Genomic DNA, 13,561 nt, shown 5'->3' with positions numbered 1-13,561 from the left:
CGATGATACGGCGTCAGAGAGGCCAGAGAAAGGGGATGATGGCAGAGGCAAGCAAACCAATGCTTAGGTTCAGCGGAATACCGACGCGCATGAAATCGGTGAACTTGTACCCGCCGGGGCCATAAACCAGCATGTTCGTCTGATAGCCAATCGGCGTCGCAAAGCTGGCCGACGCGGCCACCATAACAGCCACCACCAACGGGCGCGGATCGACGCCCAGCGCTTGGCCCAAGCCAATGGCGATGGGCGTAATCACAACTGCAACCGCGTTATTCGACACCAGCTCTGTCAGGATAGAGGTCAGCAGGTAAATCGCCCAGATAATCAGGAACGGCGGCAGCCCCATCAACGCTGGCGATATCGCATTCACAATCATCGCCACGGCGCCCGAAGCTTCAAGCGCGGCCCCGACCGCCAGCATCGAAAAGATCATCGCCAAAAGGCGGCCATCGACGAAGGAAAACGCCTCTTCCGCGTCGATGCAGCGGGTCAACAGAACAAGCGCGACAGCGAACACCGAAAGCATGAAGATCGGTGCAACCCCAAGTGCGGCCAGCAGCACGATGGAAATCAGCGCGACAATGGCAATCGGTGCATGTCCGCGCCGATACGCACGGGCCGAAGGTTTGGTAACGTCCACCAGCTCCATATCAGTGGCAAGTCGTTGGATATCTTCAGGCGAGCCTTCCAGTAGAAGCGTATCACCGACGCGCACCACCAAATCGTCAAGTTGGCGCCCGATGTTCTGGTTCCGCCGATGCACCGCCAATGGATAAACACCATAACGGCGGCGCAGACGAAGCGCCCCAAGGCTGCGCCCCACCATGCGGCAACCCGGTGTGATCAGCACCTCAACAGTCGACGTGGCGACCGAAGAAAGCTTATCCACCATACGCAGGCTTTTGTTCTGCTGAAGGCCCAACAGCTCTGTCATTTCGGTACGCAGAACGACGCGATCACCGTGTTCCAAGACCACAGACTTCAGATCACGCCGCAGCGATGCATCGCCGCGCAAAACGTCGATTAGGCGGACGCCTTCGCGTTTGAACAGTTCAACCTCGGTGACATTGCGGCCGATAAGTTCGCTGTCTTCTGGAAGCGCGACTTCGGTAAAGAATTTCATCTTCGATTTGTTGGACATCAAATTCGCCATCGAAGAACGGTCCGGCAACAGCCGTGGCCCGAAGATGCGGATATAGATCATGCCCCACGCCACAAGGATCAGGCCCAGCGGCGTTACCTCGAAAATCGTGAACGGCTTCAGACCTTGGGCGCGCGCCACACCATCGACCAAGAGGTTGGTCGAGGTCCCGATCAGCGTCAGCGTACCACCAAGGATCGCCGCATAACTAAGCGGAATCAACAACTTAGAGGCCGACCGACCCAACGTTTGCGAAAGCTGCACAAACACCGGGATCATCACAACCACGACTGGGGTGTTGGAAACCACTGCCGATGCCGCAATCACGAACAAAAGCAGCGCCCCAACGGCAATCATCGGGCTGCGCTGCGCATTTCGTTCAGCGATTTGGGTAAACCAATCCAACCCGCCCGTTCGAACAAGGGCACCCATGACAATGAACATTGCTGCAATCGTCCAAGGTGCTGGATTCGAAAGAACATCAAGCGCCGTGTCGTAAGGCAAAATGCCCAAGACAAGCATCAATGACGCCCCAGCAATAGCAATGACTTCTGCCGGGTAACTCTCGCGTACGAACAGTACGAACATGATAAGAACGACGCCCAACGCCAAGAAGGCCATCATCGTCGGAGAAAGATTTAGTGCGAACATCCAGTCTGGACCTGTTGCCTGATCAGGGCGTATCATTAGCGACAGGCGACGCGGGCACAAGAGTGTTGTTTAGAACAACCCCCAGCACCCATCGCCTGATATGCTTGTCAAAGCTGCCTATTGGACCAAAGTAGAACGGTCTTGGCCAAACCCTTTGTCGCCCATCGCCCGACGTGAACAATGACCTAGGGCACAGACGCTTCAAGCCGCCCACCTTCGCGGATCATGCGCACCTTGGTTGCCTTACCGCTGCGATCGTCGGTTTCCACATACAGACCTGACAGCGTTGCTTCGCCGTCGGCAGGCGAAAAGCGGCCCTTGGACATTCCGGTGATGAACCGTCGCATAGGCTCGGCTTTGTCCATTCCGATTACCGAATTGTAATCACCGCACATGCCCGCGTCAGACTGATAGGCCGTCCCACCGGGCAAAATCATCGCGTCCCCGGTTGGCACATGTGTGTGCGTGCCAACCACAACGCTGGCCTTGCCATCACACCAATGGCCCATCGCCATCTTTTCCGACGTCGCCTCGCAGTGAACATCAACCAGAATGGCCTGTGCATTTCCGCCAAGCGGGTGCGCCTTCAACACCTGATCGACCGCCGAAAACGGGTCATCAAACGGGCGTTTCATAAACACCTGCCCCAGCACCTGCGTGACCAGAACCTTGCGCCCACCCGTCGCGGTGAACAGCCGATGACCCTTGCCAGGTGCTCCTTTGGCATAATTTATCGGGCGAATGATGCGCGGCTCTTGCTCGATAAAGCTCAGCATCTCTTTCTGGTCAAACGCGTGGTCGCCCAACGTGATGCAATCTGCACCAGCTTCCAGAATTGATTTTGCGTGGGCCGCAGTCAGCCCCGCACCAGAGGTCGCGTTTTCGCCGTTCACCACAACAAAGTCGAGCTTCCAGTCATCGCGCAGTTTGGGCAAGCGTTCAGTGATCGCGGCGCGCCCAGCGCGGCCCATCACATCGCCAAGGAATAGGATTTTCATGATTTATGGGTATTTCGCACGCCGCTGAAGGGCAAGCAGGTATTGCGGCTTTGTGGCATGTTTAATCGCGACAAGCCGCTGGTTAGGGTGCGGCATGACGATGGCGGTTCGCGCTTTAATATTCGCTATGCTTTTTGCGGCGCTGCTTTTGCCAAAGGCAAGCGCAGTGTTGGCCGCAATGATACCCGGCGCGTTCCAGACAATTGTCATCTGTACGGGCGCCGGGTTGCAAACGATCACCCTTGGTCCCGATGGCGCCCCCATCGAAACAACGGACCAAGCCCCCGAAAATTGTACGCTTTTCAAAGCATCTCTAACGCCCGCCCTTCCCGACCAATTCTGGCAAGCACTGGCGCACGCGTCTGGCATTCAACTACCCCGTTCGCTTCCAACCCAGCCCGAAAAAGACTTTGCCCGGCGGCGTCTCGCCCGGGCGCCCCCCTTCCAGACCGTCTGAGATGAACCCTTAAACCAGACTGTCTAGGACACATTAGAATGACATCGAAACACAACGCGGCGGATGCGGTGAAACGCCACGACTTTGCTGAAAACCCACCCGTCGCAAAGGCGGTGTCGCTTGGCATTTCCCTTCATCAGGGAGAGTTGTTTGGCAGGCTAAATTTGGCGCTGAACACAATGGCAGCGGCGTTGGGCGTGATCCTGTCGATATCGGGATGTGTTGCGTGGTGGATGCGACGCCCTGTGGGAAGCTTAGGTGTGCCTCAGGCACCCGAAGCCGTACTTGGCCGCGGGATGGTCATTCTGATCGTAGTTTTGGCTGTGTTCCTACCGCTGATAGGGGCGTCACTGGCGCTTGCGCTGGCGCTGGATTGGCTGCTTTTCCACCGCCTTGGGTGGTTCAGCGGACGCAACGCAACGCCAGCGGAATAGGCAAACGTGCGGGGCGTCTTTAGACGGATACCCCGCCGCCAAGTTCCAATGGTCCGTTTTCTGTCACCAACACATCCAGCGGCTGATCTGTGGGCTCTGTTGGCACCTCTTTCACCTCTTGCGCGCTATAGGCGAAACCAATGGCAATCGTCGGGCGGGCGACGCGAAGCGCCTCTAGGCTGCGATCATAGAACCCACCACCATAGCCCAGCCGATACCCGCGACGATCAAACGCCAACAGCGGTACGATCAGAACCTCAGGTTCCAGAAAATCGCCCTCTGCCGGGACAAGTGCGCCGAACGGGCCGTCGATCATTTTTGCATCAGGATGCCATTCCCGAAAGATCAGCGGAAGACCATCGCCCTGAATAACAGGCACCGTGACACGAGACTGCCCAATCATCCCCAGCATCGCAGCGAGGGGATCAATTTCAGTGCGGATTGGCATATAGCCAGAAATTACCTTCCCAGCGTGCGGGCGCAGCACATCCAACAGATGGCCAGCGGCAACCGCGCTAAGCCCGTTGCCATGGGCGGCTTTGCGCGCCTCAAATGCGGCCTTACGCGCGGCCGTTTTTTGTTCAGTCAAATCGGTCATATCAGCACCGCCGCAGCAAGCCCCAAGAAGGCAAAGAAACCGACCACATCCGTGACAGTCGTTACAAAAGCACCGGACGCAAGCGCCGGGTCGATCCCGAATTTATCAAGCGTGACAGGGATAAGGATACCCGCCAAGCCCGCGATCACAAGGTTCAGCACCATCGCAACGGCAATCACAACGCCCAGCATCGGCGTGCCGAACCAAACAACCCCGACAACCCCCATCACGACTGCAAAGATGGATCCGTTCACCAACCCCACCAGCGCCTCGCGTCGGACAACACGCCAGACGTTGGAGCCCGTAAGGTCTTTGGTCGCAATTGCGCGCACCGCAACGGTCAGGGACTGCGTGCCCGCATTCCCCCCCATCGACGCAACGATTGGCATCAAAACGGCCAGCGCAACGAACTGTGCGATGGTTTCTTCAAATTGCGAAATCACAAGCGAGGCCAGGATCGCCGTGATCAGGTTCACAAACAGCCACGGAAACCGCTGTTTCGTTGTGTCGATGACGCGGTCGGCAAGGCTGCCTTCGCCAACACCGGCGAGGCGCAGGATGTCTTCTTCGTGTTCTTCGTCCAGAACGATCATCGCGTCATCAATCGTGATCATCCCGACCAGACGCCCTTCGTCATCGACGACCGGAGCAGAAATCAGGTGGTACTGATTGAACGCATAGGCCACTTCGGATTCCGGCTGCGTGACAGGGATGACCTTGAAGCTATCCTCTAGGATCGAGGTCATGGGCACATCGCGGCTGGTGGAAAGCAACTTGCCCAAGGTGACATACCCGATTGGGTTCATCTTCGGGTCCACAACAAAGACGTGGTAAAACTGTTCAGGCAATTCCCGCTTGTTGGAACGCAGAAAATCAATCGCGTCACCAACATTCCAATGCTCGGGCGCGGCAACAACTTCGCGCTGCATAAGACGACCGGCGGAATATTCCGGATAGGCAAGAGCCTGTTCGACGGCGACCCGATCCGCATCTGTCAAAACGTCTAGAATCGCCGCCTGTTGCGGCTCCTCCATGTCTTCGATCAGATCGACAACATCGTCCGATTCCAGATCCCGGACCGCATCGTCCAGAACGTTTTTGGGCAGAAACTCGATGACCTCATCGCGAATGCTTTCGTCAAGTTCCGAAAGCACCTCACCATCAATATGAGTTGCGCCCAGCAGCAGGATTTCGCGGCGATGGCCGCTGTCCACCTGTTCCAGAAGGTCGGCGATGTCGGCGGCGTGCAGTGGGTCCAGAACTTCGGACAGGCGTTCGGCGTCACCGGCGGCCACGGCAAGCCGCACGGCAGAGACCTTGCGATTATCCAGCTCATAGCCGTCTTCTTCGCGTTCGACCGTATCGTTGATGTCTTCCGCCATGGCCTGCCCCCGTGCGATTTGGCCCGACCTTACCCAAAGCCCCTAACAAGCAACAGCACAAGTTGAATGATTTACGCGCGTCGCCCATACGCATACGGTGGGTCCGACAAACGGGTGCAGATATGAGCAAACTAAAGCTTCTTCTTGGACAAACGCTCGCCTTTTCTGGCGATCCTTTTATTGAAGGCCCCAGCGCCGCAAAGCACGAACGCCGGGGTGGCATCGCAATTCAGGATGGGCTGATTCATGCAATTGGCACCGGGGATGAACTAAGCGCCCGCTTTCCCGATGCCGAACGCCACGACTATGGCGATGCCCTGATCAGCGCTGGCTTCATCGACGCGCACGCCCATTACCCCCAGACAGCGATCATCGCCAGCTGGGGCAAGCGGCTGATCGATTGGCTAAACACCTATACCTTCCCCGAAGAGATGCGGTTTGGCGATGCCGACTATGCCGCCGAAACCGCTGCCCGATATCTTGATCTGACCCGCGCCAACGGAACCACGGCCATCTGTTCGTACTGCACGATCCACCCCGAAAGCGTGGATGCTCTTTTTACCGAGGCACAGAAGCGCAACCAACGCGTTCTGGCCGGCAAAACCTGTATGGATCGCAACGCACCAGACGGCCTGCGCGACACCGCGCAATCAGCGTATGATGACAGCAAGGCCCTGTTGGAAAAATGGCTGGGGGTTGGTCGCCTTTCCTATGTCATCACCCCACGCTTTTCCCCCACCTCGACCCCTGAACAGTTAGAGGCATTGGGCACGCTGTGGGCGGAACATCCGAACTGCCTGATGCAAACCCACCTCAGCGAACAAGTGGACGAGATTGCGTGGGTAAAGGCGCTGTTCCCGGACGCGCGTGATTATCTGGACACTTACGAACGGTTCGGCCTGCTGGGCCCCGGTGCCGTGTTCGGCCATGCCATCCACCTTGAAGGCCGCGAGCACGCCCGCTTGAAAGAGGCCGACGCAAGCATCGTGCATTGCCCCACCTCTAACACGTTTATCGGTTCGGGGCTGTTCGATATGGATGGCCTGACTGCCGAAGGGCATCGGATAGGGCTGGCAACCGACACCGGCGGCGGGTCATCTTTTTCGATGCTGCGCACCATGGCGTCGGCCTATGAAGTTGCGCAACTGCGCAACCGGGCCTTGCACCCGTCCGAACTGTGGTGGCTGTCGACACAGGGATCGGCCCGCGCCCTAAGGATGGACGACAAGATCGGAAACCTTGCGCCGGGGATGGAAGCAGACATTGCCATCATCGACCTATCCTCGACCCCCGCGATCTCGCAGCGGGCGGCACAGGCGAATGATTTTTGGGAGGCTCTTTTCCCCACCATCATGATGGGCGACGACCGCGCGATCAAATCTGTCTGGCTGGGTGGTGAAAAGGCGGCTTAGCCGTTCGCCAACTTTGCCGCCAACCTGTTCTGATGTTCGACAACCCGTGGCAAATCAATCGTCACAAGCTGACCATCGCGCACGACCTGCCGCCCTTCGACAAACAGATCCCGCACGCGGGTTGGTCCGGCCAGCAGCAGCGCCGCCTTGTCCCAGCTTCCCGCGCTTTCAACACCTGACACATCCCAGATCGCAACATCGGCGCGTTTTCCAACGGCAATCTGTCCGCAATCATCGCGCCCCAGAACGGCTGCACCGCCGCGCGTTGCAATCTCCAGCGCCTCACGCGCGCTCATCGCGTCTGCACCATTTGCGACGCGTTGCAACAGCATGGTCTGGCGCGCCTCGCCGATCAGGTTCCCGACATCGTTAGAGGCCGATCCGTCCACCCCAAGCCCAACACGAACGCCAGCATCACGCATTTGCCGCACCGGAGCGATACCAGAGCCGAGGCGACAATTCGAACAAGGGCAATGGGCAACACCCGTTCGAGTACAAGCAAAAAGTTCAATTTCCGAACAATCCAGCTTTACGCAATGGGCGTGCCAGACATCATCGCCGACCCACCCCAAATCTTCTGCATATTGGCCCGGCCTGCATCCGAACTGAGCCAGAGAATAGGCAATATCTTCTTCGTTTTCGGCCAAATGCGTATGTAGGCGGACCCGTTTGTCACGCGCCAACAGGGCCGCGTCGCGCATCAATTCGCGACTGACCGAAAACGGGGAACAGGGCGCAACGCCCACCTGAACCATCGCGCCGGGGCGCGGGTCGTGGAAGGCGTCGATCACACGAATACAGTCGTTCAGGATATCCGCTTCGCGTTCAACCAAATGATCCGGCGGCAAGCCGCCCGCGCTTTCGCCAATACTCATCGCGCCGCGTGTGGGGTGAAAACGCAGCCCGATTTCCGTTGCGGCGTCGATCGTATCCTCCAACCGCGCGCCGTTGGGAAACAGATACAGATGGTCCGAACTCATACTGCATCCAGAAAGCGCCAGTTCGGCCAACCCGACCGATGCGGATATGCGCATTTCTTCCGGACCAAAGCGCGCCCAGATGGGATAGAGCGTTTTCAGCCACCCGAACAACAATGCATCCTGCCCACCCGGCACCGCGCGGGTCAGCGTTTGGTAAAGGTGGTGGTGGGTGTTCACCAGACCCGGCGTCACGACGCAACCATCGGCAAGAACAACCTCTGCCCCTGATGGGTCCAGCCCCTGCCCGATCTCGGTGACGATGCCGTCTTTCAAGAGAACGTCGCAGCCCGACAGCTCTTGCCGGTTGTCATCCATCGTCAGCAGCGCGTCTGCGTTTTGGATTAGGACGTGGCTCATGGCGTTATTCCGGTGCTTTTGAAAGAACCTCAAGCGCGGCGGCGTGGATTTCGGCATTCGCGGCGGCAACAACGCGACCGCCTTGATGGGCCGGGCCACCCTTCCAGTCTGTGACAACGCCCCCCGCAGCTTCGATCACAGCGATCGGCGCTTGGATATCGTAAGCCTGCAAACCAGCCTCGACCACTAGGTCAATCTGCCCCAATGCAAGCAAGGCGTAGGCATAACAATCCATGCCGTAACGGGTCAAACGCACTTGTTGCGAAAGGCTATTAAAGGCTGCCTCTTCATCGGGCGAACCCACTTCGGGGAAGGTGGTGAACAGAATAGAGTCGGATAGCGGGCGCGGTTGCAGGGTTCTAAGCACCTGCTCGCCGTGCGGGCCGATCAGGCGCGCTTCGCCCAGCCCGCCGATGAAACGTTCGGCGGTGTAGGGTTGGTCAATGATTCCGAATTGTGGGCCGGTGTCATCAGACAACGCGATCAACACGCCCCAGGTTGGTGTACCGGAAAGATAGGCGCGCGTGCCATCGATTGGATCAAGAACCCAAGTCAGCCCACTGTCACCTGCGGTGTTTCCAAATTCTTCGCCAAGGATCGCGTCATTCGGCCGTCGGTCAGCCAAAACCGCGCGCATCGCCTTTTCGGCGGCGCGGTCAGCAACAGTGACAGGATCGAACCCGTCACCCGCTTTATTTTCGATACCTAGAGAAGCGCCGCGAAAATACGCAAGCGTTTCAGCCCGCGCCGCATCGGCAAGGGCGTTTGCTGTGGCTTTCAGCGCGTCGTGATCATGGTCTTGCATCGGCATGTCCCGGCATTGCGGCCGGGCCTGCCCCGCGCCAGTTCCACCGCGGTATAACCCGGTGGAACGCGCGTCAAGTCAGGCCTTTCAGGCCGCGTCGCTTAGGACACGCGCCAGTTCGAACAGGCGGCGACGCTGATTTTCAGGCATCGCATAGTAAGAGCGTACAAGTTCCAGCGCTTCCTTATCCGTCAGAATATCGGCGGGCGCGCTTTCGTTTGCTACTTCTGGTGCCTGGCTTTGATCAAGACCTTCGAAGAAAAAGCTTACCGGCACTTCAAGTGCATCAGCAATATCCCACAGACGGGATGCGCTAACGCGATTCATACCGGTTTCGTACTTTTGAATTTGTTGAAATTTAATACCTACACGCTCTGCAAGCTGCTGCTGGGTCATCCCCACCATCCACCGGCGGTGGCGAACGCGTTTGCCGACGTGAACGTCAACTGGATGTTTCATAGACACACTCCTAATTTACTACTCACTACAAAGCAATTATCGTGCCAAGTTCATATGATTGACACAGAAAATTACATTTTAATCGTTAAGTTGCTGTTTTTTGTCTCACTTTTATTTCGACCCCTCGAATTAGCCACCTATGTGCGCATCCATACATTAACAAGAACCTCAGATTTGTCACTCTACCCATGCGTGTTTTGGGAATCTCTTTGCAATTTGCAATTTATTTGACCGAACGGCCTGTGCGTTTTGCATTTTCGAAATGCTAGCCAAGCTCTCTCCACCGGATTACGTTCGGCCCCGAAGCAAGGAGAGGGATATCATGCGCGCCTATCAGGTCGAAACGATTGGACAACCACCAAGCATTAGGGAGTGTGACATACCCACCCCCGACGAGGGTATGGTGCTGGTTAAAATCGCAGCTTGCGGGCTGAATTTCGCCGACCTCCTTATGATGAAGGGCCAGTATCAGGAAAAGCCCGCCCTGCCTTTGACGCTGGGCCTTGAATTGGCTGGCACGGTAGAGGCCGTCGGCCCCGGCGTTGACACCGCATTGGTCGGCAAGCGCGTCGCCGCATTTACCGGCTCGGGCGGCTTGGCCGACTATGGGTGCGTCCCCACTGATCGTTGCGTCCCCCTTCCCGACGCAATGGGGTTTGAGGATGCTGCCGCATTCTTGGTGGCCTATGGCACATCCCATGTCGCGCTAGACCATAAAGCCAGACTTCAACCCGGCGAGACGTTGCTGGTGCTTGGCGCGGCTGGCGGTGTTGGGCTAACGGCGGTCGAGATCGGCAAGCAGATGGGCGCAACGGTCATCGCGTGTGCGCGCGGGGCCGACAAGCTCGCCGTCGCGAAGGCCGCAGGCGCGGACCACCTGATCGACAGCGATTCAGACGATGTGCGCGGACAGATCAAAGCACTTGGTGGGGCTGACGTTATATATGACCCCGTCGGCGGCGACCTGTTCAAGGCCGCGTTTCGCGCATGCAACCCCGAAGCCCGTATTATCGTGATAGGCTTTGCCAGCGGTGATGTGCCCCAGATCCCGGCCAACCACCTACTGGTCAAGAACATCTCGGTCATCGGGCACTATTGGGGCGGTTACATGGCTTTCCGGCCGAACGTCTTGACCGACAGCTTGAAAGAACTGTTCGCCTGGTATTCTGAGGGACGGCTTTCGCCCCACATCAGCCACGCGCTGCCATTGGAACGCGCTAGCGAAGCTTTGGAACTGTTGCGCACGCGCAAATCCACCGGCAAGGTCGTTGTCACGATGGACTAACCAGCGGGTTTACACCCTATAGGCTTGGCGGATCAGCGCCGCCAAGTCGCTTGCGACGGCACCACCGGTGACATCCGACCGGTACAAATTGATCTGCTTCGAAGGCAGCTCTGGCAACATTCCACCGTGTTTGATGCGTTCAACATGTGGGGGCTCGCTCCCCGCAAGAACTGTGTGAACGGCTAAATCTGCACTTACGGTCGCTTCGATTGTACGGGTAGAGTTGCTTTCGACGGCCATTTCCCAAGGCACCCCAACTTTGTCCAGCGCCGCCTGAACCGACCCGCGAAAGATGCAATTCCGTTCATAAGCAAGGCGAAGCGGCCGCGTTTTCCAGCAGGTTCCGCCGGGCGCACCGACCCACACCAAAGGCAGTTCCGCCAGCGTTTCGCCGCCAGCGTCCGTGCTGTCTTCGGTCGTGAGGATGATATCGACCTCGCCTTTCGCGAACTGCTCTTTCAACCGCATTGTATACGATGACAAAAGCTGCACTTTGACGCGCGGGTATTCGGCATTGAACCGCTGCAAGACCTTTGGAATCACCGGATAGACAATGTCATGCGGCACGCCCAGAAGAACCTCGCCTTCGAATTCTTGCGCGGTTAGGCGGGCGAAGACTTCGTCGTTCAAGTCCATCATGCGGCGCGCATATCCAAGCAGCTGCTCTCCCGCACCGGTCAGCGTAATCTGGCGCGAGGAACGGTCAAGCAACTGAAGCTGCAACGCGTCTTCAAGCCGCTTCAACTGCATCGACACCGCAGATTGGGTCAAATTCAAAAAACCTGCGGCACGCGTCACCCCGCCCGCTTCGGCCACAGCGACAAACGATCTTAGTGCAGTCATGTCCAAATTTCGCGGCATATCACTTTCCGTGATGAAGTTGATGACAATCATTCGTTTGAAGAATTGATCATAGCGAACCAAAATCATCAAGCGCTTTGATTAGAGGCGCGTGACACTTCACAATTTTCGAAGGGCGGACATCATGACGAACATGACTGCAAACATCGGGGCCGCGCACCATAAAAAACCAGAAAAAGGCCTATTTTCCTTAGCGTTTAGCCTGCTTGGCCTCACCAAACCACGCCACAAATTGGATGATCGGGATCAAACAAAACGCCCTAGTTTCCGCGTTTTGCCCGACCAACGCCCCGCAAAATCGCCCAAACGCGCGTGGGACGTACCGGTCGGTTGGAAAAGCGAATAGCCCCACCCGCGAACGAATGCGCCTTGTTCGCACCGGAAAGCCTTGAAAACTGGGCCGTACTTGCCGATATTTACAGGCGAGAGCGGCCCAATACCCGGTGCCGCCACTTAGTCACGTACTGGAGGCATCTAATGGCTGACTACAGAACAATCGGCGCAGGCCAGGCTGGTGTCCGCACCGCGCAGATTGATGAGGGTCTTCGTACCCACATGAACAAAGTCTACGGCACTATGTCCGTGGGTCTTGCGGTGACGGCAGGCGTATCCTGGGCCATCGGCTCAAACGACGCGCTGCTTAGCATTTTCCGCGACCCAATCACGCTTAGCCCGAATATCCTTGGCTGGGTTGCGATGTTCTTGCCGCTGATCATGGTTTTCGCTTTTGGCGCGGCGATCAATCGCTTGTCCGCCGCTGGCGCACAGCTGTTCTTTTACGCCTTCGCATCCGCGATGGGTATTTCGATCGCGTGGATCTTCAAAGCGTTCACCGACATGTCGATCGCGCAGACGTTCCTTGTGACGTCCATCTCGTTCGCGGGGCTTTCGCTGTGGGGTTACACCACCAAGAAAGACATCTCTGGTTGGGGTTCCTTCCTGATCATGGGCGTGATCGGTCTGATCGTGGCGTCCATTGTGAACATGTTCCTCGGCTCGCCAGCCATCATGTTCGCGATTTCCATTTTGGGTGTTCTGATTTTTGCGGGCCTGACAGCCTATGACACGCAAAAGATCAAAACCGACTATCTGGCGCACGCACATGCGATGGATGAAGAATGGCTGGCTAAATCGGCCATCATGGGTGCGTTGAACCTGTACCTCGACTTCATCAACCTGTTCATGTTCCTGCTGCAGTTCCTCGGCAACCGCGAGTAATTGGCGAAACATATCGAACGAAAGGGCTGGCCATTGCGCCGGCCCTTTTTATTTGGCGAGGGCATTTCGTTGCGCCGGCGTCGGCCAACCAGATAACGATTCCCGGCATTTTCTAAGCGGAGGGTCTTTGGCCATTGCGCGCACAACGCCCAACAGCGCGTGGCGACCAAAAGAAAAGGCCGCGCAAATTGCACGGCCCTGTCATTCTGTCGATCAAGAAAGGCTTACTTGATTTTGCCTTCTTTGTACTCAACGTGCTTACGCAGTACGGGATCGTATTTGTTCACCACCATCTTCTCGGTCATGGTACGGGCGTTTTTCTTGGTCACGTAGAAGTGGCCAGTACCCGCGGTCGAGTTCAGGCGGATCTTGATTGTGGTAGGTTTCGCCATTGCTTCTCTCCGTCACCCGGGTAAACGCATCCACCCGTGAAAATCCTTGAAGCCCGCCTTTTAAGGAATGCACCGGCCGAGTCAACTGCTTTTGCCGCGATTTCCCTTTGTCGCGCCACGTTACGCAAACA

At 57.2% G+C, this 13,561-nt stretch carries 13 protein-coding genes; 4 read left to right on the top strand and 9 right to left on the bottom strand.

The genetic code is table 11. The features are described 5' to 3' along the window. Positions 1-13: 13 nt before the first annotated feature. Entirely contained in the window at positions 14-1,792 is a 1,779-nt protein-coding gene (locus tag COL8621_RS04200; RefSeq protein WP_093966905.1) for an SLC13 family permease, read from the bottom strand. Between the two features lie 185 nt (positions 1,793-1,977). Continuing rightward, a complete protein-coding gene (locus COL8621_RS04195) occupies positions 1,978-2,790 on the bottom strand; it encodes a TIGR00282 family metallophosphoesterase (RefSeq protein WP_093966051.1) in 813 nt (270 codons plus the stop codon). A 495-nt stretch (positions 2,791-3,285) separates the two neighbouring features. On the opposite strand from COL8621_RS04195, the gene COL8621_RS04185 reads away from it, so the two are divergent. Then, the gene (locus COL8621_RS04185) at positions 3,286-3,681 is read left to right on the top strand and encodes a PepSY domain-containing protein (RefSeq protein ID WP_093966049.1); all 396 of its coding nucleotides are present in this window, start codon (positions 3,286-3,288) and stop codon (positions 3,679-3,681) included. 19 nt (positions 3,682-3,700) lie between these two features. Here the strand turns inward: COL8621_RS04185 and COL8621_RS04180 are convergent, their stop codons facing one another. Together COL8621_RS04180 and mgtE are read right to left on the bottom strand one after the other, a co-directional pair. Further along, entirely contained in the window at positions 3,701-4,279 is a 579-nt protein-coding gene (locus tag COL8621_RS04180) for a 5-formyltetrahydrofolate cyclo-ligase (RefSeq protein ID WP_093966048.1), read from the bottom strand. Next, the gene (gene mgtE, locus COL8621_RS04175) at positions 4,276-5,661 is read right to left on the bottom strand and encodes a magnesium transporter (protein WP_093966047.1); all 1,386 of its coding nucleotides are present in this window, start codon (positions 5,659-5,661) and stop codon (positions 4,276-4,278) included. Before mgtE ends, COL8621_RS04180 begins: the two co-directional genes overlap by 4 nt. 122 nt (positions 5,662-5,783) lie before the next feature. Between mgtE and guaD the strand changes: the two genes are divergently transcribed. Next, positions 5,784-7,073, top strand: a complete 1,290-nt coding sequence (gene guaD, locus COL8621_RS04170; protein WP_093966046.1) for a guanine deaminase — start codon at positions 5,784-5,786, stop codon at positions 7,071-7,073. On the opposite strand, the gene COL8621_RS04165 is transcribed toward guaD, so the two are convergent. The 3 genes from COL8621_RS04165 to COL8621_RS04155 form a co-directional block, all read right to left on the bottom strand. Then, complete coding sequence (locus COL8621_RS04165; RefSeq protein WP_093966045.1) at positions 7,070-8,410, bottom strand: 8-oxoguanine deaminase; 1,341 nt, start codon at positions 8,408-8,410, stop codon at positions 7,070-7,072. The genes guaD and COL8621_RS04165 overlap by 4 nt on opposite strands. 4 nt (positions 8,411-8,414) lie before the next feature. Then, complete coding sequence (gene hisN / locus COL8621_RS04160; protein WP_093966044.1) at positions 8,415-9,221, bottom strand: histidinol-phosphatase; 807 nt, start codon at positions 9,219-9,221, stop codon at positions 8,415-8,417. Positions 9,222-9,302: 81 nt separating this feature from the next. After that, positions 9,303-9,674: a helix-turn-helix domain-containing protein gene (locus tag COL8621_RS04155; RefSeq protein WP_093966043.1), complete on the bottom strand. Its 372-nt coding sequence runs from the start codon at positions 9,672-9,674 to the stop codon at positions 9,303-9,305. Positions 9,675-9,996: 322 nt separating this feature from the next. On the opposite strand from COL8621_RS04155, the gene COL8621_RS04150 reads away from it, so the two are divergent. After that, the gene (locus tag COL8621_RS04150; protein ID WP_093966042.1) at positions 9,997-10,959 is read left to right on the top strand and encodes an NADPH:quinone oxidoreductase family protein; all 963 of its coding nucleotides are present in this window, start codon (positions 9,997-9,999) and stop codon (positions 10,957-10,959) included. Between the two features lie 9 nt (positions 10,960-10,968). Here the strand turns inward: COL8621_RS04150 and COL8621_RS04145 are convergent, their stop codons facing one another. Then, the gene (locus COL8621_RS04145; protein ID WP_093966904.1) at positions 10,969-11,820 is read right to left on the bottom strand and encodes a LysR family transcriptional regulator; all 852 of its coding nucleotides are present in this window, start codon (positions 11,818-11,820) and stop codon (positions 10,969-10,971) included. A gap of 477 nt (positions 11,821-12,297) precedes the next feature. Here COL8621_RS04145 and COL8621_RS04135 point away from each other — a divergent pair, with 477 nt between their 5' ends. After that, entirely contained in the window at positions 12,298-13,038 is a 741-nt protein-coding gene (locus COL8621_RS04135) for a Bax inhibitor-1/YccA family protein (protein ID WP_093966040.1), read from the top strand. 224 nt (positions 13,039-13,262) lie between these two features. Here COL8621_RS04135 and rpmG read toward each other — a convergent pair whose 3' ends face one another. Next, entirely contained in the window at positions 13,263-13,430 is a 168-nt protein-coding gene (gene rpmG / locus COL8621_RS04130; RefSeq protein WP_093966039.1) for a 50S ribosomal protein L33, read from the bottom strand. Between the last annotated feature and the right edge of the window lie 131 nt (positions 13,431-13,561).

The organism is Actibacterium lipolyticum, from assembly GCF_900184935.1.
GTDB lineage: Bacteria > Pseudomonadota > Alphaproteobacteria > Rhodobacterales > Rhodobacteraceae > Actibacterium_A > Actibacterium_A lipolyticum.
This window is presented reverse-complemented; position numbering and strand designations above follow the sequence as displayed.